The 22513-nt window shown below is 53.0% G+C and carries 21 protein-coding genes; 12 read left to right on the top strand and 9 right to left on the bottom strand.

Features of this window, described 5'->3' with window-relative positions:
* Nucleotide 1 precedes the first annotated feature (1 nt).
* From PsAD5_RS21800 to PsAD5_RS21775, 7 genes are all read left to right on the top strand, one after another.
* Nucleotides 2-235 carry a FeoC-like transcriptional regulator gene (locus PsAD5_RS21800; RefSeq protein WP_063287111.1) on the top strand — a complete coding sequence of 78 codons (234 nt, stop codon included), beginning with the start codon at nt 2-4 and terminating at the stop codon, nt 233-235.
* Between the two features lie 134 nt (nt 236-369).
* Nucleotides 370-816, top strand: a complete 447-nt coding sequence (locus PsAD5_RS21795) for a DUF805 domain-containing protein (protein WP_208980511.1) — start codon at nt 370-372, stop codon at nt 814-816.
* A gap of 151 nt (nt 817-967) precedes the next feature.
* The gene (locus PsAD5_RS21790) at nt 968-1342 is read left to right on the top strand and encodes a DUF805 domain-containing protein (RefSeq protein ID WP_063293665.1); all 375 of its coding nucleotides are present in this window, start codon (nt 968-970) and stop codon (nt 1340-1342) included.
* 251 nt (nt 1343-1593) lie between these two features.
* Nucleotides 1594-3003 (top strand): cytochrome ubiquinol oxidase subunit I, encoded by a 1410-nt coding sequence (locus tag PsAD5_RS21785; protein WP_084404363.1) that lies wholly within the window; start codon nt 1594-1596, stop codon nt 3001-3003.
* Nucleotides 2993-4000, top strand: coding sequence for a cytochrome d ubiquinol oxidase subunit II (gene cydB, locus PsAD5_RS21780; RefSeq protein WP_063287108.1), 1008 nt, complete (start codon nt 2993-2995; stop codon nt 3998-4000). The genes PsAD5_RS21785 and cydB overlap by 11 nt, the downstream gene beginning before the upstream one ends.
* Entirely contained in the window at nt 4000-4131 is a 132-nt protein-coding gene (locus tag PsAD5_RS27915; protein WP_152986720.1) for a DUF2474 family protein, read from the top strand. Before cydB ends, PsAD5_RS27915 begins: the two co-directional genes overlap by 1 nt.
* 461 nt (nt 4132-4592) lie before the next feature.
* Nucleotides 4593-5411, top strand: a complete 819-nt coding sequence (locus tag PsAD5_RS21775) for a phosphodiesterase (RefSeq protein ID WP_063293664.1) — start codon at nt 4593-4595, stop codon at nt 5409-5411.
* Here PsAD5_RS21775 and PsAD5_RS21770 read toward each other — a convergent pair.
* The 3 genes from PsAD5_RS21770 to PsAD5_RS21760 form a co-directional block, all read right to left on the bottom strand.
* Entirely contained in the window at nt 5408-6145 is a 738-nt protein-coding gene (locus PsAD5_RS21770; protein WP_063293663.1) for a cysteine hydrolase family protein, read from the bottom strand. The genes PsAD5_RS21775 and PsAD5_RS21770 overlap by 4 nt on opposite strands.
* A 107-nt stretch (nt 6146-6252) precedes the next feature.
* On the bottom strand, nt 6253-7059 hold the full coding sequence (gene panB / locus PsAD5_RS21765) for a 3-methyl-2-oxobutanoate hydroxymethyltransferase (protein WP_063287105.1): 807 nt from the start codon (nt 7057-7059) through the stop codon (nt 6253-6255).
* Nucleotides 7060-7378: 319 nt separating this feature from the next.
* Nucleotides 7379-8443 carry an AraC family transcriptional regulator gene (locus tag PsAD5_RS21760; RefSeq protein ID WP_084406028.1) on the bottom strand — a complete coding sequence of 355 codons (1065 nt, stop codon included), beginning with the start codon at nt 8441-8443 and terminating at the stop codon, nt 7379-7381.
* A 146-nt stretch (nt 8444-8589) separates the two neighbouring features.
* Between PsAD5_RS21760 and PsAD5_RS21755 the strand changes: the two genes are divergently transcribed.
* Entirely contained in the window at nt 8590-9972 is a 1383-nt protein-coding gene (locus PsAD5_RS21755; protein WP_063293661.1) for a flavin-containing monooxygenase, read from the top strand.
* The gene (locus tag PsAD5_RS21750; protein WP_063293660.1) at nt 9969-10889 is read left to right on the top strand and encodes an SDR family NAD(P)-dependent oxidoreductase; all 921 of its coding nucleotides are present in this window, start codon (nt 9969-9971) and stop codon (nt 10887-10889) included. Before PsAD5_RS21755 ends, PsAD5_RS21750 begins: the two co-directional genes overlap by 4 nt.
* A gap of 9 nt (nt 10890-10898) precedes the next feature.
* Here the strand turns inward: PsAD5_RS21750 and PsAD5_RS21745 are convergent, their stop codons facing one another.
* The 3 genes from PsAD5_RS21745 to PsAD5_RS21735 form a co-directional block, all read right to left on the bottom strand.
* Entirely contained in the window at nt 10899-12212 is a 1314-nt protein-coding gene (locus tag PsAD5_RS21745; protein ID WP_063293659.1) for an NAD(P)/FAD-dependent oxidoreductase, read from the bottom strand.
* A gap of 61 nt (nt 12213-12273) precedes the next feature.
* Nucleotides 12274-13014, bottom strand: coding sequence for a glutamine amidotransferase-related protein (locus PsAD5_RS21740; protein ID WP_057463794.1), 741 nt, complete (start codon nt 13012-13014; stop codon nt 12274-12276).
* Between the two features lie 116 nt (nt 13015-13130).
* Nucleotides 13131-14045, bottom strand: coding sequence for a hypothetical protein (locus tag PsAD5_RS21735; RefSeq protein WP_063293658.1), 915 nt, complete (start codon nt 14043-14045; stop codon nt 13131-13133).
* Nucleotides 14046-14191: 146 nt separating this feature from the next.
* Here PsAD5_RS21735 and PsAD5_RS21730 point away from each other — a divergent pair, with 146 nt between their 5' ends.
* From PsAD5_RS21730 to PsAD5_RS21720, 3 genes are all read left to right on the top strand, one after another.
* Nucleotides 14192-15088: a LysR family transcriptional regulator gene (locus tag PsAD5_RS21730; protein WP_063293657.1), complete on the top strand. Its 897-nt coding sequence runs from the start codon at nt 14192-14194 to the stop codon at nt 15086-15088.
* Nucleotides 15089-15574: 486 nt separating this feature from the next.
* A complete protein-coding gene (locus PsAD5_RS21725; protein ID WP_208988748.1) occupies nt 15575-17794 on the top strand; it encodes a type I secretion system permease/ATPase in 2220 nt (739 codons plus the stop codon).
* Entirely contained in the window at nt 17791-19101 is a 1311-nt protein-coding gene (locus PsAD5_RS21720) for an HlyD family type I secretion periplasmic adaptor subunit (RefSeq protein WP_063293655.1), read from the top strand. The genes PsAD5_RS21725 and PsAD5_RS21720 overlap by 4 nt, the downstream gene beginning before the upstream one ends.
* 24 nt (nt 19102-19125) lie before the next feature.
* Here the strand turns inward: PsAD5_RS21720 and nagA are convergent, their stop codons facing one another.
* Genes nagA through PsAD5_RS21705 form a run of 3 tightly spaced genes read right to left on the bottom strand, consistent with a single transcriptional unit; the run spans nt 19126 to nt 22513 of the window.
* A complete protein-coding gene (nagA, locus tag PsAD5_RS21715; RefSeq protein WP_063293654.1) occupies nt 19126-20271 on the bottom strand; it encodes an N-acetylglucosamine-6-phosphate deacetylase in 1146 nt (381 codons plus the stop codon).
* Entirely contained in the window at nt 20268-21581 is a 1314-nt protein-coding gene (locus PsAD5_RS21710) for a class II D-tagatose-bisphosphate aldolase non-catalytic subunit (protein ID WP_063293653.1), read from the bottom strand. Before PsAD5_RS21710 ends, nagA begins: the two co-directional genes overlap by 4 nt.
* Nucleotides 21578-22513 carry an ROK family protein gene (locus PsAD5_RS21705; RefSeq protein ID WP_063293652.1) on the bottom strand — a complete coding sequence of 312 codons (936 nt, stop codon included), beginning with the start codon at nt 22511-22513 and terminating at the stop codon, nt 21578-21580. The genes PsAD5_RS21710 and PsAD5_RS21705 overlap by 4 nt, the downstream gene beginning before the upstream one ends.

Raw genomic sequence — 22513 nt, 5'->3', positions numbered from 1 at the left:
AATGTTGCAGCAGATCGAAGGTGTTTTGGCAAAGCGCGGCGGTGCCACTGTTGGCGAGATCGCTCAGGATATGAACATCCCAAGTGACTTTGCCATGGCCATGGTCTCCCAACTCAAAGCATTAGGGCGCATTGAGGAAGTGGGATGCTCTTCAAGCTCCGCCTCCAGTAGCTGTGCAAGCTCCTGTGGGGGATGCAGCTTTGCGCCGACGGTTCAGTATCAGCTCAAACAATAAGCTCTGCTTAAGCAAATAAGCACAAACAGGAGAGTAAGGCCGGGTCTTTGCTCTCCTGTTTTGCATTTGGCCTATGCCCTCAACTTTCTGGTGAGAAAGCGCGCTCTAGCCTTTCCTGCAAAAAAGAGGGCTCAATGGCCTACACGCACTCACAAGATGAACTTAGTTTCAAAGATGCCATCATCTCATGCCTGAAGAACTACTTTAACTTTTATGGTCGTGCATCACGCGCTGAATACTGGTGGTGGTTTTTGTTCAATGCGCTTGTCATCACCGCAGCTGTTCTTTTTGATATTTTGGTTGTGAGTGGTCTTATTTTGGGCATCTCAGAGCTTCAGCAATCATCAGGTACTTCTGGAACTGCAGTGGCAGTCGGTATGTTCCTGCCCAACATCCTCACAATGATTGTTACGCTTTTTCTGTTGTTACCAACACTAACGGTAGCCGTTCGTCGTCTTCACGATGTTGATCGTTCCGGCTTCTGGGTGTTCATTACGGTGATCCCGTTTTTTGGGGCATTGCTTCTATTGTACTGGCATCTGCTTCCTTCAAGGCAAACCGTTAACGCCAATTACGAGTAAACACTCAAACTCAGCTAAGGCAAAAAGTACGCACGCAAAACAGGAGCACAGACCTCAGTTCTTTGCTCTCTGGCACATCGTTAGACAGCCAACCTCGACGTTCTGGTCAGCATGTGCGGTCTAACGTCCCTACAAAAACTTGGAGAGTAGCGTGGTTAGTTTTCAAAGCGCCATCAGAACCTGTTTCAAGAAGTATGTGCAGTTCACTGGGCGTGCGCCTCGCTCCGAGTTTTGGTGGTGGGTACTCTTCGTGCTCATAGTGATGATCGCAGCTTACCTTATCGATAACTTTGTGATCGCCCCTATTCTGGGATTGCCCACGGGGAGTGTGCAGGATGGTGCTCCGTTAAGCTCCATCTTGAACATCGCATTCTTCTTGCCTAATCTGGCCGTGGCCGTACGGCGACTGCATGACATCAATCGATCCGGCTTCTGGCTGCTCATCGCTTTCATACCGATTCTAGGCGGTTTGCTGCTGCTTTACTGGTTTGTGCAGCCATCATTCCATGGCAAAACGAAATGTTAGAATTAGAATTAATACAAACTGGATAGTGCTGTGTTGGATCGGGCATAAGCAGAAATTATGCGACACTTTGCATAGCGCATAGCTCCTAATGCAACTCACTTTTTCAAGGAAACAGTTACTACAGCAAAGACAAGTGCCCTATCTTTTGGGGTGCACTGGTCATGGATCGCGGAAAAAACATAATTATTAACAGTGTTCCGCTACGGAATTCCATGATTTAAAATTAGCACATCCCATCGACAGGTGGTCACATGGACAGTTTAGCAGTTGATCTAGCTCGATTCCAATTTGCTTTTACAATCGCGTTCCATATCATATTTCCGGCTTTTACTATAGGTCTGGCAAGTTTTCTTGCTGTCCTTGAAGGCTTATGGCTATGGACAGGACGTGATGTATACTTGCGGGTCTTCAAGTTCTGGCTCGTAATCTTCGCACTTTCCTTCGCTATGGGTGTCGTTTCCGGCATCGTCATGGCTTATCAATTCGGCACCAACTGGTCTGCCTTTGCAGACAAAACCGGATCGGTCATTGGGCCGCTCATGGGGTATGAGGTGCTCACTGCCTTCTTCCTGGAAGCAGGTTTCCTCGGCATTATGCTGTTTGGTATGAACCGCGTGGGCAAGAAGTTGCACTTCTTTGCCACTGTGGTTGTTGCCATTGGCACCGCCCTTTCCGCCTTCTGGATCCTTTCCGTCAACAGCTGGATGCAGACACCAGCAGGCTACGCCATGAATGACGTGGGTCAGTTTGTGCCTGCGGATTGGTGGGCGATTATCTTCAACCCCTCCTTCCCCTACCGGCTCGTGCACATGGTGCTGGCAGCTTACCTGACCACAGCCTTCGTGGTTGGTGCCGTGGGTGCCTATCATCTGCTGAAGAACCGTTTTAATGCGGCAGCGCAGGTGATGTTCTCCATGGCTATGTGGATGATGATTGTGGTCACGCCAATCCAGATGCTTGCCGGGGACTATCACGGCCTCAACACTCTGGAGCATCAGCCTGCCAAGGTTGCTGCTATGGAGGGGCACTTTGATTCCCAAGGCCCTGCCCCGCTCATCCTCTTTGGATGGCCGGATGTGGAAGCTGGAGAAACAAAGTACAAGATTGAGGTCCCTTACCTCTCGAGCATTATTCTGACCCACAGCCTCGATGGTGTTGTCCCTGGTTTGAATGAGTTTCCACGGGAAGACTGGCCACCGGCAGCGATCGTGTTTGTGTCATTCCGCATCATGGTTGGTATTGGTGTCTTGATGTTGCTGGTTGGCGTTTGGGGCCTATGGTCTCGGATCCGTGGCCGGCTTTATGAGAGTGAATGGCTTCAGCGAGCTTCCATTGTTATGGGACCTGCTGGCTTTGTCGCCGTCATCGCAGGCTGGACAACAACGGAAGTTGGTCGCCAACCTTACACCGTGTACGGGTTGCTCAAGACGTCAGAATCCGTCTCACCTGTTGAAGCACCTGCCGTCTGGGCCTCGCTGGTCATCTTTGTAGCGGTGTACTGTATCGTCTTTGGCGTTGGTATCTTCTACATCTTCCGGTCCATGGCGAAATCTCCGGATGCGAGCCAGGGCGTTGAGGAAGGCGTACCTGTCAGAACCGCAGGCATCACTCCTGCACAGGCGCTTCAACCACATGAGGGAGATCGTTCTCATGATTCTTGATTATCCACTCATTTGGGGTTTTCTCATTGCAGTCGCGATCTTCGCCTATGTGATTTTGGATGGCTTTGATCTTGGCATCGGGATCTTGTACCCGACCACCAAAGACGCTGATGAACGCACATTGATGATGAACAGTGTTGCTCCTGTCTGGGATGGCAATGAGACCTGGCTCGTCCTTGGTGGCGGTGGTTTGTTTGCCGTGTTCCCGCTGGCCTACTCGGTTATCATGCCTGCGGTCTACGCACCGATTATTGGCATGTTGATCGGGTTGATCTTCAGAGGCGTTGCCTTTGAGTTCCGCTTCAAGTCATCTGTTGAGCGCAGGCCGTTCTGGGATATATCCTTCTTTGCAGGGTCTATCGTTGCTGCGTTCTGTCAGGGACTGGTGCTTGGTACGCTTGTGCAAGGCATTGAGGTGGTTGACCGCACCTATGCCGGCGGCTGGTGGGACTGGCTGACACCATTTTCTGTCATGACCGGTTTTGCCGTGATCTCCGGCTACGCCTTGCTTGGCGCTACATGGCTGGTGATGAAGCTGGAGGGTGTGCCGCAAGCGCATTTCCGCCGCGTTTCGAAGTACGCCGCTCTTATCCTGATTGGCTTCCTTCTGCTGGTCAGCATGTGGATGCCGTTCATCAATGAGAGCATTATGGAGAAGTGGTTCAGCTTCCCGTATCTGCTTTACACATTCCCGGTTCCACTTCTTGTAGCAGTCACCACGCTGGTGCTGTGGCGGGCTTTGATGAGCGATGCGGATTACACACCGTTCCTCGCTTCACTGGTGATCTTCCTGCTGACCTATGTGGGACTTGGGATCAACATCTTTCCGTATGTGGTGCCAAATGTTTACACCCTTTGGGAAGCAGCAGCGCCTGACAGCAGTCTGAAATTCCTGCTTGTGGGAGCGGTCATCCTCATCCCGATGATCCTCGCCTATACGGCCTACGCGTACTACGTGTTCCGTGGCAAGATCAAATCAACGGAAGGGTATCACTGATGAGCCTCGATAAAACTGGCGAAATTGACCAACCTTTATGGAAGCGGTTGCTTTGGTTTGCAGCCCTTTGGGTGGCAGGCGTTGCCTCCATCGCAGTGGTCTCTTACGCCTTAAGAAGTCTGATTATTTAACAGAACCAGCAAAAAATAAGGGCGTGCTATCCCCATAGCACGCCCTTCTCCCAATGAACCGCTCGCGGTTCCTCCTCCGCTACGGCTCGAAACTGTCCGGAGCCGAATATCTCCCGAAAATTCGCCTCTCATATTTCAGGGGTGTACTGTGATATGTTTTAAAAATCCTTTCAATGCGTCAAAACCCGCAGTTAGGCGATTTTATTGCCTAAAACTGGCGAAAATGAGCAAATCAAGGCGATGCTAATATGTGGGTGGCCTGTGGTTGTATTGCGGCTGACGCCTGCCCACTCCTTCTGATTGTTCGGAGTGACGTCTTGCAACCATGCTCCTGTCATGAAAAGTTCACTTGTTGTTTGAGGTCAGACGGACTAATCAGCAGCGCAATTTCCGCTGATGCAGGCTTATTCATCGCTTAAAGTTTATTCTGACTTGCAGCCTATTTTTTTGGGGTACCACACATGATCTTCGCGCAGCTTACCGACATTCACATCAAGGCTGGCGGAAAGTTCGCCTACAACTGTGTTGATACGCTTTCTCATTTGCGTCAGGCCGTTGCGCACCTCAACGCGTTTCGTCCACGACTTGATTTTGTGGTGATTAGCGGCGATCTGGTGGATTTGGGCAATGCAGATGAGTATGAGTTGTTCCGGCAAGAGATCGATCAACTGGATATGCCGTTTTACGTGATCCCCGGTAATCACGATCATCGGGATGCGATGCGGGATGCGTTTGCGGATCATGACTACCTGACTTCAGAGGGTGCGCTTCAGTTTTCCATTGAGAAAGACGGCCTGCGCATTATCGGGCTGGATACGACCATTCCGGGCAAGCATGACGGCCATTTTGATGCTGATAAGCAGGTATGGTTGCGCGATGAACTGGACGCACACAAAAACCAGCCGACTTTGGTGTTCATGCATCACCCACCATTCAAGACGGGTATTCAGCATATGGATGATATTATGCTGATGCGCGCTGATGAGGATTTCTGGCCTGTGGTTACAGGGCAATCGCAAATCCGACAGATTGCTTGTGGTCATGTTCACCGGGCAATCGAGGTCTTCAAGAACGGCATTCCGATGAGCATCTGCCCTGCTTCAGGCCATCAGGTCACGCTTGATCTGGATCCGGACGGGGAACCTGGCTTTGTTATGGACCCACCAGCGGTGCGTGTATTCCGCTGGTCCGAGGGCGAACTGATCAACCATTTGAGCTTTATCGGCGACTTTGGTGGTCAACACCCATTCTTTGATAAGGATGGCAAACTGATTGATTAGGCCGGGTCTTTCTCTGTTATGAGATCAGCTTCATTCTCAACAATATCCCATGAGACGGCGGCGCCCATTTCCTGCAGTGCCTCCTTCTGCAGTTTCCATGCGTTCTGATTTTGGGCGAGAATGGCGGGGTCACAAAGTTCGACACGGTAGCCTCTGTTAAGCGCACCGATTGTTGTGTTCTTGACGCAGGCATTACCATCCAGCCCTGTCACGATCAGGTGGTCAACTTCTTGATTTTTCAGGAACTCAGCGAGCGCTGGTTCGCCAAAAGCATCGCTCTTTGATTTCACGAGATCCAGATCCGGCTCAATAGTAATGCGTGGATCCATCTTTAGGCCATCAGAGCCTTTTGCGCCTAAACCTCCTCCCAACAGCCGGACCAGAAGGTTGGTGTACCATCCCTTGTAAACTTGCCGGATGGAGATGACAGGCCAACCCTTTTGCTGCGCCAGCTCACCAAGCGCGTTTATGTAGTTGAGGCGGGCTTGCAGATAGTCGGGCTCCCAACTTCGAGAGCTTGTTTCCTTGGTGAAGTCACTTTGAACATCAATCACCAGCAACGCAGTGCCTCTGCGGCTTTCAAACATGATCGACGGGCCGTTGGTTGGCGTTTGAATGTTGAGGACACCCCAAAAGGTATAGGCAGCAAGGGCTGCCACGCAAAGTAAAGCTCCTAAAACCAGAATAAGCACCGTTTGCTCCCCCAAGCCAAGACATGCCAGTTCCCACACCATATCATGCTGCTGACGGTGTCTGACATTTCCAAATTTTAGGGAGCAAAGCCGTCAGGACCTGCACACAATCCAGCTGGTGCTATTGGTACCGACGGCGGTCTTCGATCTTAGTAAGTTTCGTTCTCTGCCGGGAATTGCTCGCGGCGAACGTCATTTGCAAACGCCTTTACGCCTTGTTCAATCTGGGATTTCAGTTCAGCGTACTTGCGCACGAACTTTGGCGTCTTGTCGAACATGCCGAGCATGTCATCGGTGACAAGGATCTGGCCGTCGCAGTCAACAGAAGCACCGATACCGATGGTCGGGATTGGCACGCTGTCGGAGATTTCACGGGCGACTTCGTCTTTTGTGCCTTCAACCACAACACAGAATGCACCAGCATCGGCTACCTGACGTGCGCATTCCAGCTGTTCTTTGCGGCTTTCTTCGCTTTTGCCAGCAACTTTATAGCCGCCTTCCACATGCAGATACTGCGGGCGCAGGCCGATGTGAGCCACCACGGGAATACCGCGGTCTACGAGAAAGCGGATGGTTTCTGGCGCTGCAGAATTGTATTCCAGCTTGACGGCCTGACAGCCGGTTTCCTGCATCACGCGCAATGCATTGCGGTAAGCGGCCTGTGGGCTTTCTTCAAAGGAGCCGAAAGGCATATCAACGACAACAAGTGCGTTTTGAGAGCCACGCATAACGGCTTTGCCGTGCATGATCATCATGTCCAGCGTGACTGCTGTCGTGTCTGGCAAGCCGTGGAGCACCATGCCGACACTGTCGCCCACCAGCAGCAGATCGCAGTGCTCATCCAGCATCTGTGCGATTGGTGCAGTGTAGGCCGTGAGGCAGACCAGCTTGTGATGGCCTTTTGCCTTCATGATGTCTTTAATGGTTTTCCGCCGAGTCGCAGATGTATGAGACATTGTTTTAGGTGCCCGTTTCGTTCATCCAAAGCAGCTGGCCCTTTGTCTGGAGCAATCCAACTGCCTTCATTCTTTGTTATTCCGCGCACTCATTGCCAGTCCGTTCAGCATCAAACCGGCGTACGCTTATTATTATTGGTTTTTGATCTGTGCCTGTGCTTTCAGACTTATGTCTTTACGCGACCTCACCGAAAACCACTCTTTGTCTTTCGGAATTGCGCAGTGCAACATGTGCTTCCTGCGCCTTTATAAGGAATTTTCGGAGAATATAAAATAACGTTGAGATACCCAATGGGACTTTTGGTGCGGTATGTACCATTCACAGTTGAGTTGCGGACTTTCTAAACTGGCTTGGTGTCTCCCCTGTCCATTGCTTAAATGCCCTTCGAAACACCCTTGGATCCGAGTAGCCGAGCTCTGCTGCGATCTGTTCAGAAGACAAGCGCGACCATAAGAGCAGCTCCATGGCTTGCGACTGGCGGATCTGCGAGAGGATATCGCGGAAGGAGACTTGAAAAGCGGCTAGTTTGCGCCGAAAACTGCGCTCGCCCATGGAGAACCCACCCGCAATTTCTTCGATGGATGGATTGTTTTTCAGGCTACGGCGGACTTCTTCCTCCACGGTTTTAAGGAAGCCCAGACGGTTGCTTTCTTCCTGCATCATGCCTGCCAGAAGTGTTTCAACTTCCTGCACAACAAACCTGTCTGCGGTTGCCAGTGGACGTTGCAGGTGCTCTGCGTCAAAAAATATTGCATTTCGTGACGCATCAAACCTGACAGATGGTCCGAGTGCCTCCTGATAGAGGCTTTTCTTTGCTGGCGGTGCCTGCATCATCTCAATACGCTGGATGGCTTGCTTGCTTCCTGTTGTGAAGCGGACAACACCCACCATGGCGGCAAACAGTTCCTGCACAAAGAACGTGAGCAGGACCGGCTCATGGAATCGGCTGCGTGCGATCATTGTGAGCGCATTATCAGCTGCTGGCACCAAATCAATCTCCAGCATGCTTCCGGTCAGGCGGTGGTACTTGATGCCGAACTCAAGCGCCGCTCTTCCCGTTGCACTTGCCATAACGCCAAGGCTGACGAGCCCGAGAGAGGTGATGGACTGACGGTGGCCGACAGCAAGGCCAAGGCTTTCATCTCCCGTCAACGCCAGTGCCTTGAGAATGATGAGACGGCTCTGCTGATAGGTCAGGCGGGCCTCGTGAGACAGAAACACCGAGGGGTCAGTGTTTTGGCTCAGGAATGTGTGAGGCAGCACTTTTTCTGCGGCGATGCCGCGTTGCTCGAGCTCCTGCAACAGATAGCGCAACAAGTGCGGTGGAACCTTTGAATGCTGCGCCACTTCTGGCGGTGCCAACTGGCCAAATTCAGAATGCATGCCCTCTCCCAAAGCAGTCATGCTACGGAAACACGGGAGTGACCGCAAGATATGACCGAATTTGTCCGCCCTGCGTCCGTATATGTCCTTCTAAACCTGCCACTTCTTGCCGTAGGGTAAGATTTTCACAGTTCGGGGAGGGAACGGTGGAGATTATAGATAGGGGTGACGCGGTCTGCATTGTTGGTGCAGGCCCGGCGGGGCTTGTGATGGCCCGGGCATTACAGCACAACGGCATTGAATGGGATCAGTTTGACCCAAACCCGGATGTGGGTGGTCTCTGGGACATCAAGCACGATGGTACAGCCATTTATGAGAGCGCGCATTTTATCAGCTCTCGCAGCTTGTCTGGCTTTGCGGATTTTCCGATGCCAGACCATTTCGCAGATTATCCCAAGCACACCGAGATCCTGAAGTACCTGCACGACTTCGCAGAGGCTTATGGACTGCGTGAGAAGATTACCTTCTCAACTAAGATCGAAAAACTGACCAAGACCGAGAAGGATCGCTGGCAGGTTCATCTCTCCAACGGTGAGTGCCGCAAATATAAGGCTGTGGTCTGCGCTACGGGCTCGCAATGGCAGGCCAACATGCCGGAGCTGCAAGGCTCCTTTGATGGTGAGATCCGCCATAGCCAGACTTACAAGAACATTCGTGAGTTTGACGGTAAGCGGGTTCTGGTGATTGGAGCTGGCAACTCCGGCTGTGATATTGCCTGTGATGCGGGTGTCTTGGGGGAGAAGGCCTTCATCTCCATGCGGCGCGGCTATTACATCATTCCCAAGCATGTGTTTGGCATGCCTGCGGACGTGTTTGCTGATGGTGGCCCTGATCTACCTGTCTGGATGATCCGCCCGTTTTTCACACTGTTGCTGCGTATGTTCAACGGTACGCTGCAACGGTTTGGCATTCCCAAGCCGGATCATAAGCTGTTCGAGACCCATCCTTTGCTCAACACTCAACTGGTGCATTCATTGCAACATGGTGATGTGACTGTGAAGCCGGATGTGGACCATCTGGATGGCTCACACGTGGTGTTTAAAGATGGCAGCCGGGAAGAGATTGACCTGATCCTGTGCGCGACCGGGTTCAACCAGCAGCTGGACTTTGCGGGTGAGTATTTCAGCTATGAGGGCGGACGGCCCAAGATGTTTATTCAGGCAGCCTCCCGCGAGCACAAAAACCTATTTGGCATCAGCTATATCGAGACCAACTCGGGCGCCTACAAGCGGTTTGACTATATGGCTGGATTGGTTGCCAACTATCTGAAGGACCAGCAAGACAATCCATCTCGTGCCAGCCAATTGGACGCGATCATCCGCAGTGAAACACCGGATCTTTCTGGTGGCATCCACTTTTTGAAGACGGACCGACATGCAGGTTATTGTGATGCCACAGCGCACACCAAGTATGTGAAGAAGCTTTACAAGCGGATGGGTTGGACCTTCCCGGAGGAAATTCGCTTCAAGCGGGCTGCGCCTAAGCCAAAGGGTTCGTCGAGCCCGAAGAAAGCGGAGGTGGTTGCATGAGCACCTATCGTTTTCAGGGGCGTACGGCGGTGATCACTGGTGGTGGTGGTGACATCGCCGGGCACATCGCCACGCGTTTGCACGAGCGGGGAATGAACCTCGTGCTGGCCGACAAAAATGGCCGGGCTGCGCGGGAACTTCAGGCCCGGCTGGATAACCTGCGGGTTCATGTGTTTGAGGGAGATCTGACACAGCGCGAGGAGATGGAACGTCTTTTGCGCGAGGTGGAAGAGAACTTTGGCGTGCTGGATGTGCTCATCAACAATATGGCGATCACCAAGGTTGATCGCTTTCATGAGCGCACGCCAGAGAGCATTGAAGAAGAGATCACCATCAACATGGTCGCCCCTTTGTTACTGAGCCGATTGGCGGTGCCTTATCTGCTAAAGGGCGATGATCCACGTATCATCACAACCACTTCGCTTGGTGGCATACAGCCGCTTCGCGAAACACCGATTTATGCGGCAACTAAGTTTGGTCTACGAGGCGCCATGCTTTCGTTCGCGCTGGATGAAGACCTGCACGGCATCAAAGTGAGTTGCGTTCTGCCAACTGCTACAGATACTTACATGCTGCGGCAGGAAGCGTTGGAAGGTGGCAGCGTGCTCAACTTCATTGATGAGCCACAATCGCCCAGCGTGGTGGCTGATCAGTTCGTGAAGCATCTGGAAAAGCCATGTCTGGAGCGCTACCCAAAAGCCAGCGACTCCTGGCTGACACGTCTGGCCATGCTGTTGCCCAACATGATGCCTCGTATTCTGCCGTTCTTTGAAAAGAAAGGACGACGAGGCATGGCCAAATATGTGGCTTCACTGCGCAGACAAGGATTGCTGGTGGAAGTCGACGGCAAGCTTTATCAGCGGCAACGGCTTTATCTGGACAAGCCGGAAATGGAGCAAGAGCTGGAGAAGAGCTGAGTGCCAGCCTTAAAGCCTGTCCCGCAGGCTGTAGTAGAGCATGCCCAAAACCATCAAAGGCCAGCGTAAATGGCGGCCACCGGGGAAGACGTGGGTTGGGACTTTTTCCAAGACGTCAAACCGGCTGGCTTGCCCGTCGATCGCTTCTGCCATGAGCTGACCTGCCAGTGTTGCCATGGCGACACCATGACCGGAGAAGCCGCTGGCGTTGAGCATGTTAGGGGCGAGTTTGGCGAAGTATGGCATGCGGTTGAGCGTGATGCCCAGTGTTCCGCCCCAGCCATATTCGATGGGTACGTCCTTGAGCTGCGGATAGACCTGCAGCATAGGTTTGCGAACGAAAGCCTTTATATCGCGCGGGAATTGGAAGCTGTAGCTTTCCCCTCCCCCAAACAAGAGACGGTTGTCTGCTGACAGACGGTAGTAGTTGATCACGAACCGGGAGTCTGCCACGGCTACATCATTGGCGATCAGAGAGCGGGCCAGATCGTCTCCCAGTGGTTCGGTGGCAATGATGTAATTGTTGATGGGCATAACCCGCGCCGCGACGCGCTTCTCAAGGCTATCAATATAACCGTTGCAGGCAAAGACCACGTAGTGGGCAGTGACGTGTCCATTGGCGAGTGTCAACCTGGCTGGCTCACCCTTTTCAATCTCCAGCACTTCAGAATTTTCAAAGATCTGCACACCAGCATTCTCGCAAGCCTCAGTAAGACCCAGTGCGAAGTTGAAGGGGTGCAGGTGAGCTGCCCCCATATCCAGCGTGCCACCATGATACGCCGTTGTATCTAGCATCTCTTGTATTTCGGCAGAGTCTACGAAGCGGATTTCATCGTAGCCGTAGGTATCTGCCAGCTTTTCGGCATAGGCCTTACTGTGGTTCACATAGCTTTGTTTGTGATCTGCGTGGAGAATTCCCGGTTTCAGGTCGCACTGGATCTGGTGTTTTGCAATGAGATCTTTCGTCAGGGACTTGGCGGTTTCAGCAAGGTTCCAGAGTTCTTTGGCACACTCCAGACCAACAAGGCTTTCCAGCTCGTCCTGATCTTTTCGTTGGCCGCTGCCAAGTTGGCCACCGTTGCGGCCTGAGGCTCCCCATCCAACACGGTGCGCGTCGAGAAGATGGACTTTGTAACCACGTTCAGCCAGGTGCAAGGCAGAAGACAGGCCTGCATAACCAGCGCCGATGACGCAGACGTCGCAGGTATGCTCGCCTTCCAGTGCGGGAAAGGAGAGATGCTTGTTTGCGGTCGCGGTGTAGTAGGAGGCTGGGTATTGGCCTGCCTTATCATTGGCGTGAAGAAAGCCTTGGGAAATAGCCATATAAGTCCTTGAGAAGGCTCAGGTTGCAAACCCGAGCCTCTTAAACAGCGCAGGGCAACAGTTAGTGCCCTTCTTGCTTTTCTTTCACTGCTGCCTGCTGAATGAAGTTTACGATCATGTGTGCAACCTCGCCAATTTGCATGGGCGCTTCCGAGGAGGCGATTGCATGATCGGCAATGTCTTCAGGCAACGTGTCACCCCGGCGTTCCTTAAACAAGGCCACTGAGTAGTCTTTATTGAACTCCGGATGCCCTTGTAGCGTGAGCGCCCTGCCCTTGTAATCGATCGCTGCGAACTCGCAGAAATCTGAGGACGCGATAACCTCTCCATCTGCTGGCAGTTTTGTCACCTGATCCTGATGATAAGCTTCAATGGAGAAACTGGTCAGCCCCTCTGGCACCCAATTGGGATTTTCGAGGACATAGTAAGTGAAGACGCCACAGCCCCAACCTTTATTGGACTTTTCAGCCTTGCCGCCCAGCGCTTCTGCAAGGATCTGATGTCCGAAACAGATGCCGACAATTGGCACGTGCTCGTCATAAGCCGTTTTCAGAAATGTCTTAAGCCGGTCGATCCACTCAAGATCATCATAGACACCGTGCTTGGAGCCGGTGATCAGCCAGCCATCGCAGTCATGAACGTTTTGAGGCAGTTGGCCATCCACCACAGGGTAAGACATGTAATGCCAGTTGCCCCCCTGATCCTTCAGGAGCGTTTCGAACATTGACGGGTAATCACCGAATGTCTTGCTCAGGTTCTCGGGTGGCCGGCCAACTTCCAGAATTCCAAGTTTAAAGGTCAAAGAGCACTCCAAAATTCAAAGAGGCAAATGCCGCATAATACATCTGATTGGACTACTCAGTTATATCCTGTCGGCTTTGCCTCTGTAAACTCTTGGAGGTCACTTCAGGCAAAATCTCATGCCGCTCTTTTGGGCTGTTTCAGTGAGACCGGTTTGTTCAGCTGGAAAGCGGGTAAATGGCTGATGGCTTGCTTCAGAGCTTCCCGTTCCGGCGTTGCCTCAAAGTCAGGGAGCAGCTCATCAAACCGTGTTTTATCCATCCAATGCGGGGTATTCCAAAGATAGCGCATTTCCAAAAGGTGTTTTGCCATAGGCCAGAAAGGTCGACTCAGACGGATCAGCCACCAGCTGAACCGTTTGATGCTCACATTCTGTTTGGTGACTTCTGTGAGTGCTTTGCGGAGTTCATTCCCCGTCCACGTGTAACCGGGGAAAGAGATGTCTTCATAGGTGTTCAACTGGTCTCGCATTTCCAGCAGTTGGACGGCAGCACGTGTCATATCCGGCAAATACGCCCATGCGTGGGGTATATCGGTCTTGCCGGGATAGATGAGCTTCCCCTTCTCCAGCTTGGTGGCCATGATCAGGTCAAACCAGTTGCCGCTGGCAGAGGTGTCGATGAAATCTCCGGCTCTGAGCAAAATGGTCCGCACACCTGATGATTTGTAGAGGCGTTCCAGTTCTATTCTGATCACACCCAGTTCGTTGGTTGCTTTTTGAGGTGTTTGCGGGCCAATGGGGGGGATCATGTTTGGGCCGAAGCAGTAGTTGTTGCCCGGGATGATGACTGTGGCTTTGGCATGTTTGGCTGCTTCAATCACCTTGTGGGTGAAGGGAAGCACATCCCGCTTCCAGTGCGGATATTGCGGATTTGCTCCATTCACGATGACATCAACACCTTCTGCAGCTTTTTTCATGTTTTGGTTTGCACGATCAAAGGCGCGGGTTTCCCAGCCTGCAGCTTCTAACTGCTCAGTCATGTTTTTTGAAAATCTGCCAGAGGCACCTAAAATCAAAGCTACGGGTCTCATGGCCGCTCCTGTCCAATACTCTTTTCCAAATCGCATATTCTTATCCGAACATCGGTAGTCACGTTTTGGGAATACGCTTTAGACACGATAGTAGGCGCTCTATTTCCTATGTAAATTCGAATGAAATGCAGGTATGATATTCAATTATGAATAGCAGACTACATCATCTTTCCTGGGATCTCATTGGTGTTTTTGTAGCGGTTGCGGAGACAGGTAGTCTTTCAGCTGCTGCCAAGAAGATGAACCAGAGCCAACCGACAATTGGGCGACAAGTGAAGGCGATTGAGGCGGAGCTGGGCGTCTCATTGTTCTACCGTCATCAGCGCGGGCTTGGCTTGACAGAGGATGGGGAAGCGTTGCTGCCGCACGCCAAGGCTATGCATTCTGCGGCGGCTCAATTTCTGCTTCATGCAGAAGAGCGCAAGCAAAGTGGTTTTGCTGGGCCTGTGTGTGTCACCGCCAGTCAGGTGATCTCTCATTATGTGCTGCCAAAGCTTATTGCAGAATTTCGGCAGAGCTACCCTGAGGTCCAGATTGAGCTTCTCCCTTCTGACGATGCGCAAAACCTGTTGTTTCAGGAAGCTGACATTGCAGTGCGCATGTTTACGCCGACGCAGCTGGATATTGTTGCCAAGAAGATTGGCGAGACGCCATTGGGGCTTTTTGCAAGCCGCGCGTTTGTAGAGCGGGTTGGCATGCCGAGCACAAGAGAGGAACTCTTAGCGCTTGACTGGATCGGGTACGACAGGTCTGACCTGATCCTGCGCGGCATGCAGGAAGCTGGCCTGAACGTGGACCGGGACTTCTTTAGTGTCCGGTGTGATGACAGGGTGACTTACTGGGAATTGGTGCGTGCCGGATGCGGGGTTGGTCTTGGTCAGATTGGAATCGGCCTTGAGGATGACAGTCTTGTGCGCCTTGATCTGGAGGACCCATTGCCTGCTTTGCCTGTCTGGCTGGCTTCGCCGCACACTCTCAAGCAAATTCCACGCATAAAGCTGTTTTTTGACTTCTTAGCCGGGAAACTGCCTAAGCTATTGTGATTGAGAGGTTCTGGGTGCTGAACCTCATTGGTCCCGTGTTTTACCCCTAAGAATGCATGGGATAACTTGCCGTAGGGGAAATTATCCCACTATCCCCTTTCGTACACACGCTCACTCTCAAACTTTCGGATATGTTGGTTTGGAGAGAAACGCTGTGTTCATTGGGAAACTTGCGATTCCGGACAATCAGAATTTTAAGGCGCTGATCTTATAGCGAATGCCTTGGTAAATACACTCCTGCTATTTTTGCCCCCTTATTTGACAGTACAAGTTCCCGAGATTGCCACATTTTACTCAGGGTGTTTTCTTAGATCCCACAAGAACACCGAAACTTCTTAGCGGGAACTGAGAGATTACTTGATACCTGTAATGCGTTGTATCTCATAATCTTTCTGCTTCTCGCAAGAAGACCAAACAAAGCGTGGCCCCTCGAAAAAATCACAATAATGAAACTGCGATTACTGTCATAAATCAAGGGAACACGCCGTGAGTGATTTTCGCTTGTCCAGCCCTCATGCCCTCAATACTGAGGAAGGTAGCCATCCAATGCATGAGGTGCTGGACGCCCTGATTGAAAGCATCGCTTATGTCTCCCGCGCCCATGGGAATTTCCTCAGTAAAACAGCGTTGACTGCCGGACTTCCGCTGATCAATGGGCGGTTGCAATTCTCTCAGGTAGAAAAAGCCTCCGAGAATTGTGGGTTACAAGCCGAAAAGCAACAGATTGCTCTTAGCAAGATCTCCAGCAGCAGCCTTCCGTGTCTGTTGGTGTTTCATGACAGAGCCTTGCGCCTGCTGGTGGGTTATGACGCAGCCACACGGCAGGCTAAACTGCTGGACCCCTTAGATTTGGAAAGACCGCAGTATCTCAGCTTGGATATTTTGCAGCGCGCGTACTCCGGGTATGCGATCTTGTTTTCTTCTCTTCATGCACGCGACAGCAGTGGGCAGGTTCATCAAGACAGCAAGCATTGGTTCTGGTCCGAATTCACAAGGTTCTGGCCTGACTATGGAAATGTTGCGCTCGGGACCTTGCTGATCAACTGCCTTGCCCTCGCCTCTCCCTTGTTCATCATGAATGTCTATGACCGCATCCTGCCCAACTTCGCTGTGGCGTCGCTATGGGCTCTGACAATTGGTGTGGCGTTGGCACTGGCGGGAGATAGTTTGCTGAAGGTGGCACGATCATCCATCCTCAACAGCCTTGGTAAAAAGGCAGATCAGCGACTGGCTTCCAAGATATTCTCTCATGTGCAGAATATTGATTTTTCTGCCAAAACCAAGAGTGCCGGTGAATATGCCGGGACTGTTCATGATTATGAAAAGCTCCGCGAGTTCTTCAGCTCAACTGCCTTGATCGCCCTGCTGGATTTCTGCTTTGTCGGGCTTTTCATCTGCATCCTGTTTTTCATCGTTGGCCCTATCGCCTGGATTCCCCTGCTTGCTGTGCCCGTGGTTTGCCTGCTTAATCTGGCGGCTCAATTGCCTTTGGAGCGAACCGTTCAAGCCTCAAGCCTTGAGGGGAATAAGCGGCAGAACATTTTGATGGAGACATTGGGCGGGCATGAGACAGTGCGTGCTCTCAATGCAGAAGCTCATATGCAATCCCGCTGGGAGCAGTCTGTTGAGCGCAGCAGCGAGATCCTGTTGCAGAGCCGTCATTGGTCCAATCTGGCGATGGTGGGAACAGGGCATGTGCAAGGCATGGTGTCGGTGCTGATTATTGTCTGGGGTGTTTATCAGGTTGAGGCAGGTGCTGTGAACATGGGCGGGTTGATTGCTGCGATGATGCTGTCGTCGCGTGTGCTTGCGCCGATCTCCTCTATCGCCAATGCACTGGTCCGGTTTCGTCAGGTGCTGCACAGCTATCGCCAGCTTGGAGATTTGCTGAGCCAACCAACAGAACGCAAGACAGGAAAAGCAACTGCAAATCTGCGGTGCTGCCGTGGTGAAGTTCAGTTTCAAAATGTCAGTTTCTCTTATCCTCTCAGTGAGAAGGCCAGCCTGACCCGCTGCAATTTCTCGATTGAGCCAGGAGATACCATTGGGCTGGTTGGGTGTGTCGGGTCCGGAAAATCGACCGTAGGCCGGCTGATGAGCGGGCTTCGGTATCCTTCTGAGGGTGCTGTTCTCATTGATGGAATTGACACGCGCCAGTTTGATCCATCAGACCTGCGCCATTTTGTTGGGTATCTGTCTCAGGACAATACGCTGTTCCAGGGCACGCTGAGAGACAACCTTTGCCTTGGGTTGCCTCACCTTTCCAACGAGGAGATCGAGGAAATTTGCCATATAACGGGGCTGCATAGTCTCGTGAACAAGCATCCGGCTGGTTACAATCTGATTGTGGGTGAAAACGGAGCTGCGCTTTCTGGTGGGCAGCGGCAATGTGTGGCGTTGGCTCGTGTTCTTTTGCGCAAACCTAAGATCCTGTTTCTGGATGAGCCCTCCAGTCAGTTGGACCTTTCCGCTGAGCAGCGTTTGTTGCGTGGCTTGCGGCGCTATAACAACGGTTCTCTGACACTCATTATCAGCACACACCGCCCTTCCCTCCTGAAGCTCACCAATCGGCTGATCGCTCTGGATCAAGGCCGCATCATTGCAGATGGACTGAGCGAGGAAGTGAAGCAATCCATGCAGCAACCGCGTCTGCATGAAGTGCCACAGCCTGTGCAGGTTCCGATTGAAGAAAGGCTGAGAGCATGAAGGGTTGGTCGCTTCCCGTTACACCGCTGCATTTGCCAGAGTTTCACAGCCCAAAGCAGTCCAGAGTTCTGATCTTCTCATGTGCCGCAATTATGCTGTTGTTGTTCGTCTGGTCAGCATTTGCGCATGTGGAAGAGGTCACACGAGGCAATGGACGCATCATCCCTTCTCGTCAGATGCAGATTGTGCAAGCTCCAGAACGCGGGATTGTCTCTGAGGTGTTGTTTTATGAGGGTGAGATCGTTGAGCAAGGGGCGGTTCTGGTGAAACTGGATAATACCGGCTTTGCCTCTCAGTTGGGGGAGCTGCAGCAGAAGAAGTATGCGTTGCAGGCTCGTCTTGCACGGTTGACCGCTGAGGCTCGTCAGGCACATCTGGCACTTGATCTTTCAAACACGCCTGCCGATATTGCCGCGTTCTTGCAGCGAGAGCTGGCGGTTTATAAGGCTCGCAAAGAGCAGCTCACTGCGGAAGTTGCAGTGCTTCGCAGTCAGTTCAGCCAGAAAGAACAGGATCTGAAGCAGCTTGAAGCTGAGGCACAGATGCTGAGCGCTAATCTTACCATCATTGCGCGGGAACTGGAGATCAACCAGCAGCTCTATAAACGTGGTGTCCTGCCAGAGATCGAGTTTTTGCGGCTCAAGCGGCAGTACACAACTCTGGAGGGGGAGCGGCAGATGTTGGATGCTTCTCTTGCAAGTGCCCGCTCTGCCAAGGAAGAGGTTCTACAAAAGGTAGCATCTGCGCAGACGACGTTTGCTTCTCAGGCACAGTCAGATCTGGTGGCGACCAAAGCGGAACTTGCTGTGATTGAGGAGCGGCTGCGTGGGGCGGAGGATCGGGTGCATCGCAGTGCGTTGGTGGCACCAGTGCGCGGGGTGATCAACAAACTTAATGTCAGTACCATCGGCGCAGTGGTTCAGACTGGTGAGCCACTGATTGAGATTGTTCCGCTGGAAGATACTTTGCTGATTGCTGCAAAAATCCAGCCGCAACATGTGGCCTTCCTGCATCCGGGTCAGGATGTGAGCGTGAAGATCACGGCCTATGATTATTCTATCTATGGCGGATTGGATGGGGTGTTGGAGCGGATCAGTCCGGACACATCAGAGGACGAGCGGGGACAGGCGTTTTTCAAGGTGATTGTGCGGACCAAGCAAAACCATCTGGGATCAGAGCAAAACCCGTTGCCCATCACGCCGGGCATGACGGCGAGCATTGATATTCTGACCGGTGAGAAAAGCGTGCTGAGCTATCTCGCCAAACCACTGCTCAAGGTGAAAGCGGAGGCATTTCGCGAGCGGTGAGACAGCAACTCCTCTCGCAGCAAACTAGAGCATAGGCGAGAGGAATGAGAAGGACTTGTAGTCCGGTGCGAGCAACAGCATATCGGCCAAGTCAGTGTTTTGCAGAGAGGCCACGGACTGTTGCAGTCCCATCAGAGCAGCCGGATTGGACAGGCTCATGCGCAACACTTCTTCTGCCGGAAACTGAAGCTCAGTTATCATGCGCGCAACAGATTCCAGCATGGTGACGTGTGCCCCTGCCAGAGACCCGGCTTTGTTGATGAGCTTGCCGTCTTCCAGATAGACCTGATGACCGTAAAGGTTGAAGTTTTCCGGTCCGCCGACAGTTGGCATAGCATCACTGATGATGATCATATGATCTTTGACAGGCCGCGCACGTATGGCAAGGCGGAGCATATCATCGGCGACGTGGTGACCGTCTACGATCAGCGAGCAATAGGCAGTGCTGTTGATGCCCGTTCCAACGGCTCCCGGTTCGCGGTTGACCATCTGGGACATGCCGTTGAACAGGTGTGTGAAGAGGTTTGCGCCCTCTTTCAGAACTGGTTTGATCTGCGCTGCGCCTGCATCAGTATGGCCGATAGAGACAACTGCGCCCATTTCAACCAGTCTTGCAACATCACCTTTGGCAACGCCTTCTGGTGCGACCGTCATGAGGACCGGGATGTCCCGATCTCGCAGGTCGCGGACCAGCTGCAAACTGCGCTCATTAAGCGGACGAACCCAGCTGGCTTCGTGGGTGCCTTTGCGCTCTACACTGATGTGCGGGCCTTCGATGTGGATGCCTTTGATGCCATGGGTGCCGTAAGCATCCTTCATGGCCTCAACGGCTTCCTCCAGCACATTTGGCGCGTCGGTGATGACTGTTGGCAGCAAGGCTGTGGTGCCGAATTGGCGGTGCGCCGCTGCAATGGCAGCCAGACCCTCTGGTGATGGAGAGGTGTTATAGAGAACCCCTCCGCCACCGTTGATCTGGATATCAAAGAAGCCCGGCGTGATGAGGCCAGAGAGTTTTTTCACGGTCACATCGACGGGCAACTGGTCTGCTGAAGACAAGCCTGCGCATTTGCCATCCACGAGATGAATGGCGGTATCTGTTAGCAGGTTCTGGCCGTCAAACAGCTGATCTGGACACAGCCAGATGTCTTGGTTGCCCGGTGCGGTGCTCATAGAGCCTCCTCAAGCTGAGGTGCCTCAACTCTCTCAAAGAAATATGGGTCCAATGCCTGCTGGATTTCAGCAAGCACCAGCGCCTTCTCTATGCCAAAACCATGGCGCTGCAAAGCCCGTGCTCGTTCAACAGTGCGAGATGCAAACAGTTGAAGCTGCAGTACCTTTGGAATCTCATGGGTTTGGAGGGCAGCAAAGAGTGCCTTAAGGGCATCCTGTACCTTCTCCTGTGGCCAGTAATACCGAATACGATCTGCATAACTGAAGTGGCGCAGCAGGCGCAGTTCCTGATCCGATCCCTGATAGTGGGAGCGCCAGTACTTGGGCTCTGACAGCATTTCTGCTTCCAGAATCTTTGAGATTTTTGGCGCAGTGCGCTTGTCCTCTTCCAGCCAATCCAGCATCTGGTCCAGTCCATAGATGGCCTGCCTGTAGGCGAAGGTGAGCGCAGGGCCGACTTTAAGGATCGCAAAGCCCATGTTGGCGAGGCGTGGGAACGCGTTGTCCAGCTGGTAGTCAGTGCTGTGCGCTTCGAGGACTACATTTTGGAACGGGTCGAGCGCTGCTCGCAGAGCTTTGCCGTCATCAGCGGGTAGATGATCGATGTGGAAGGGTGAGAACTCGACGCCCGGCTGCACGACAAGGCCGCAGATACGGCCTTTTGCATCCTGCAGGCCCAGCTCATCGAACTTCTTAAAGTGCATTTGCAAGGTACGGGAGGCACGCGCGGGTGGGGTTGGCTCAATGCTATGAGCCTCGCCTTCTTCACGCGCGCCTCCGGGAGGAGGAACTTCCGTACCGACGATGTAACTGAGACGGCTTGGGTCTGGTGCATATTCTTCACAAACAGCGGCCAATTGCGCAGCACGGCTGGCGCTGAGTTCATCACCGACCTGAGCCTCTTCGCCTGCGCAGCCTTCCGAGCAGTCCAGATGGATTTTGGTGAAGCCAGCCTGAACGTAGGCTTTCATCAACTCCCTGGCTTTTGCCATGGCCTGATCAGCAGGCATGGAGCGCCATGCTTGCGGGCCGAGATGGTCGCCGCCGAGGATGAGTGCGTCCTCCGGCAATCCGGCAGTGGCGCAAATGCTTTTGACGTAGCTGACAAAGTCTGCTGGCTTCATGCCTGTGTAGCCGCCGTCCTGATTGACTTGATTGCTGGTCGCTTCCAGCAGCAGGGTCGAGCCTTTTTCTGCTGCGAGCAGAGCGGAAGCAAGGATGACATCCGGCTGAGCGGAGCAGATGGAGGGAAGCGCAGCTCTTGCGCCTGCACGGTTGGCAGTGATCACCTCAAGCAAAGGGTTGCTCATGACGGCTCCTCCAGTATTTGATAGTTTTGGACAGCTGCAAGCGCCGCCCCACGTGTGCCACTGCTGTCACCGTATTCTGCAACGCGGATCTCCGGCGGCTCGGTTTGGTCCAGCAAATGGCCGGGCAGAGCTTGCGCAATGAGGCGGTCGATGTTCGGGATCTTAGAAAGGCCACCGCCGAGCACAATGCAGTCCGGGTCCACCGTGCATTGAAGCGCCGCAACCAGTTCCGCCGCAATGCGGGCCCACATGCGCATGACTTCCTGCATCTGCGGATCACCAGCAGCGGCTGCCGTGGTGATGGTCTTCGCATCGGCGTCTTTGCCGGTGACATGTTTGGCGAGGCGGCGCATTCCGGGGCCAGCCAGATAGGTCTCAAAGCAGCCGGTGCGACCACAACCACATTGGATACCGTCGAGCCCGAGTTCCTTCATGGTCATGTAGGGAATGCCGAGGTGACCATATTCTCCGGCAGCCCCATTCAGACCCGAGATCAACGTGCCGTTGGAGCAATAGCCTCCGCCGACGCCGGTGCCGATGATCAGGCCGAAGACACTGGCGTAGCTGCGCCCAGCGCCGAGCATGGCTTCAGAGAGGGCAAAGCAGTTACAGTCGTTTTCAAACGCGACGGCTCTGCCCAACTTGTCGATCAGGTCCTGATGGACGGTGCGGCCTGAGGCCAGCAGGTTGGCGGTGAGGAACTTGCCGGTTCGTTTGGAATGGAAACCGGGAATACCAACGCCCACTGGCAAGCCTTTTGAGCCTGCGGTTTCTTCCAGCCACACGACCATCTCGCAGAGAGCGTCAACCAGATTTTCGTAGGAATCTTGAAGGGTTGGTATGCGTTTGGTTTCAACCACCGCCCAATCACTATCAAAGGCGGTTGCCTCAATTTTGGTGCCGCCCAGATCAATGCCGCCAGCTCGAACCAT

This window comes from Pseudovibrio sp. Ad5 (assembly GCF_001623095.1).
GTDB lineage: Bacteria > Pseudomonadota > Alphaproteobacteria > Rhizobiales > Stappiaceae > Pseudovibrio.
Note: the sequence above shows the minus strand (reverse complement) of the source record. Positions and strands in the feature narration are given on the sequence as shown.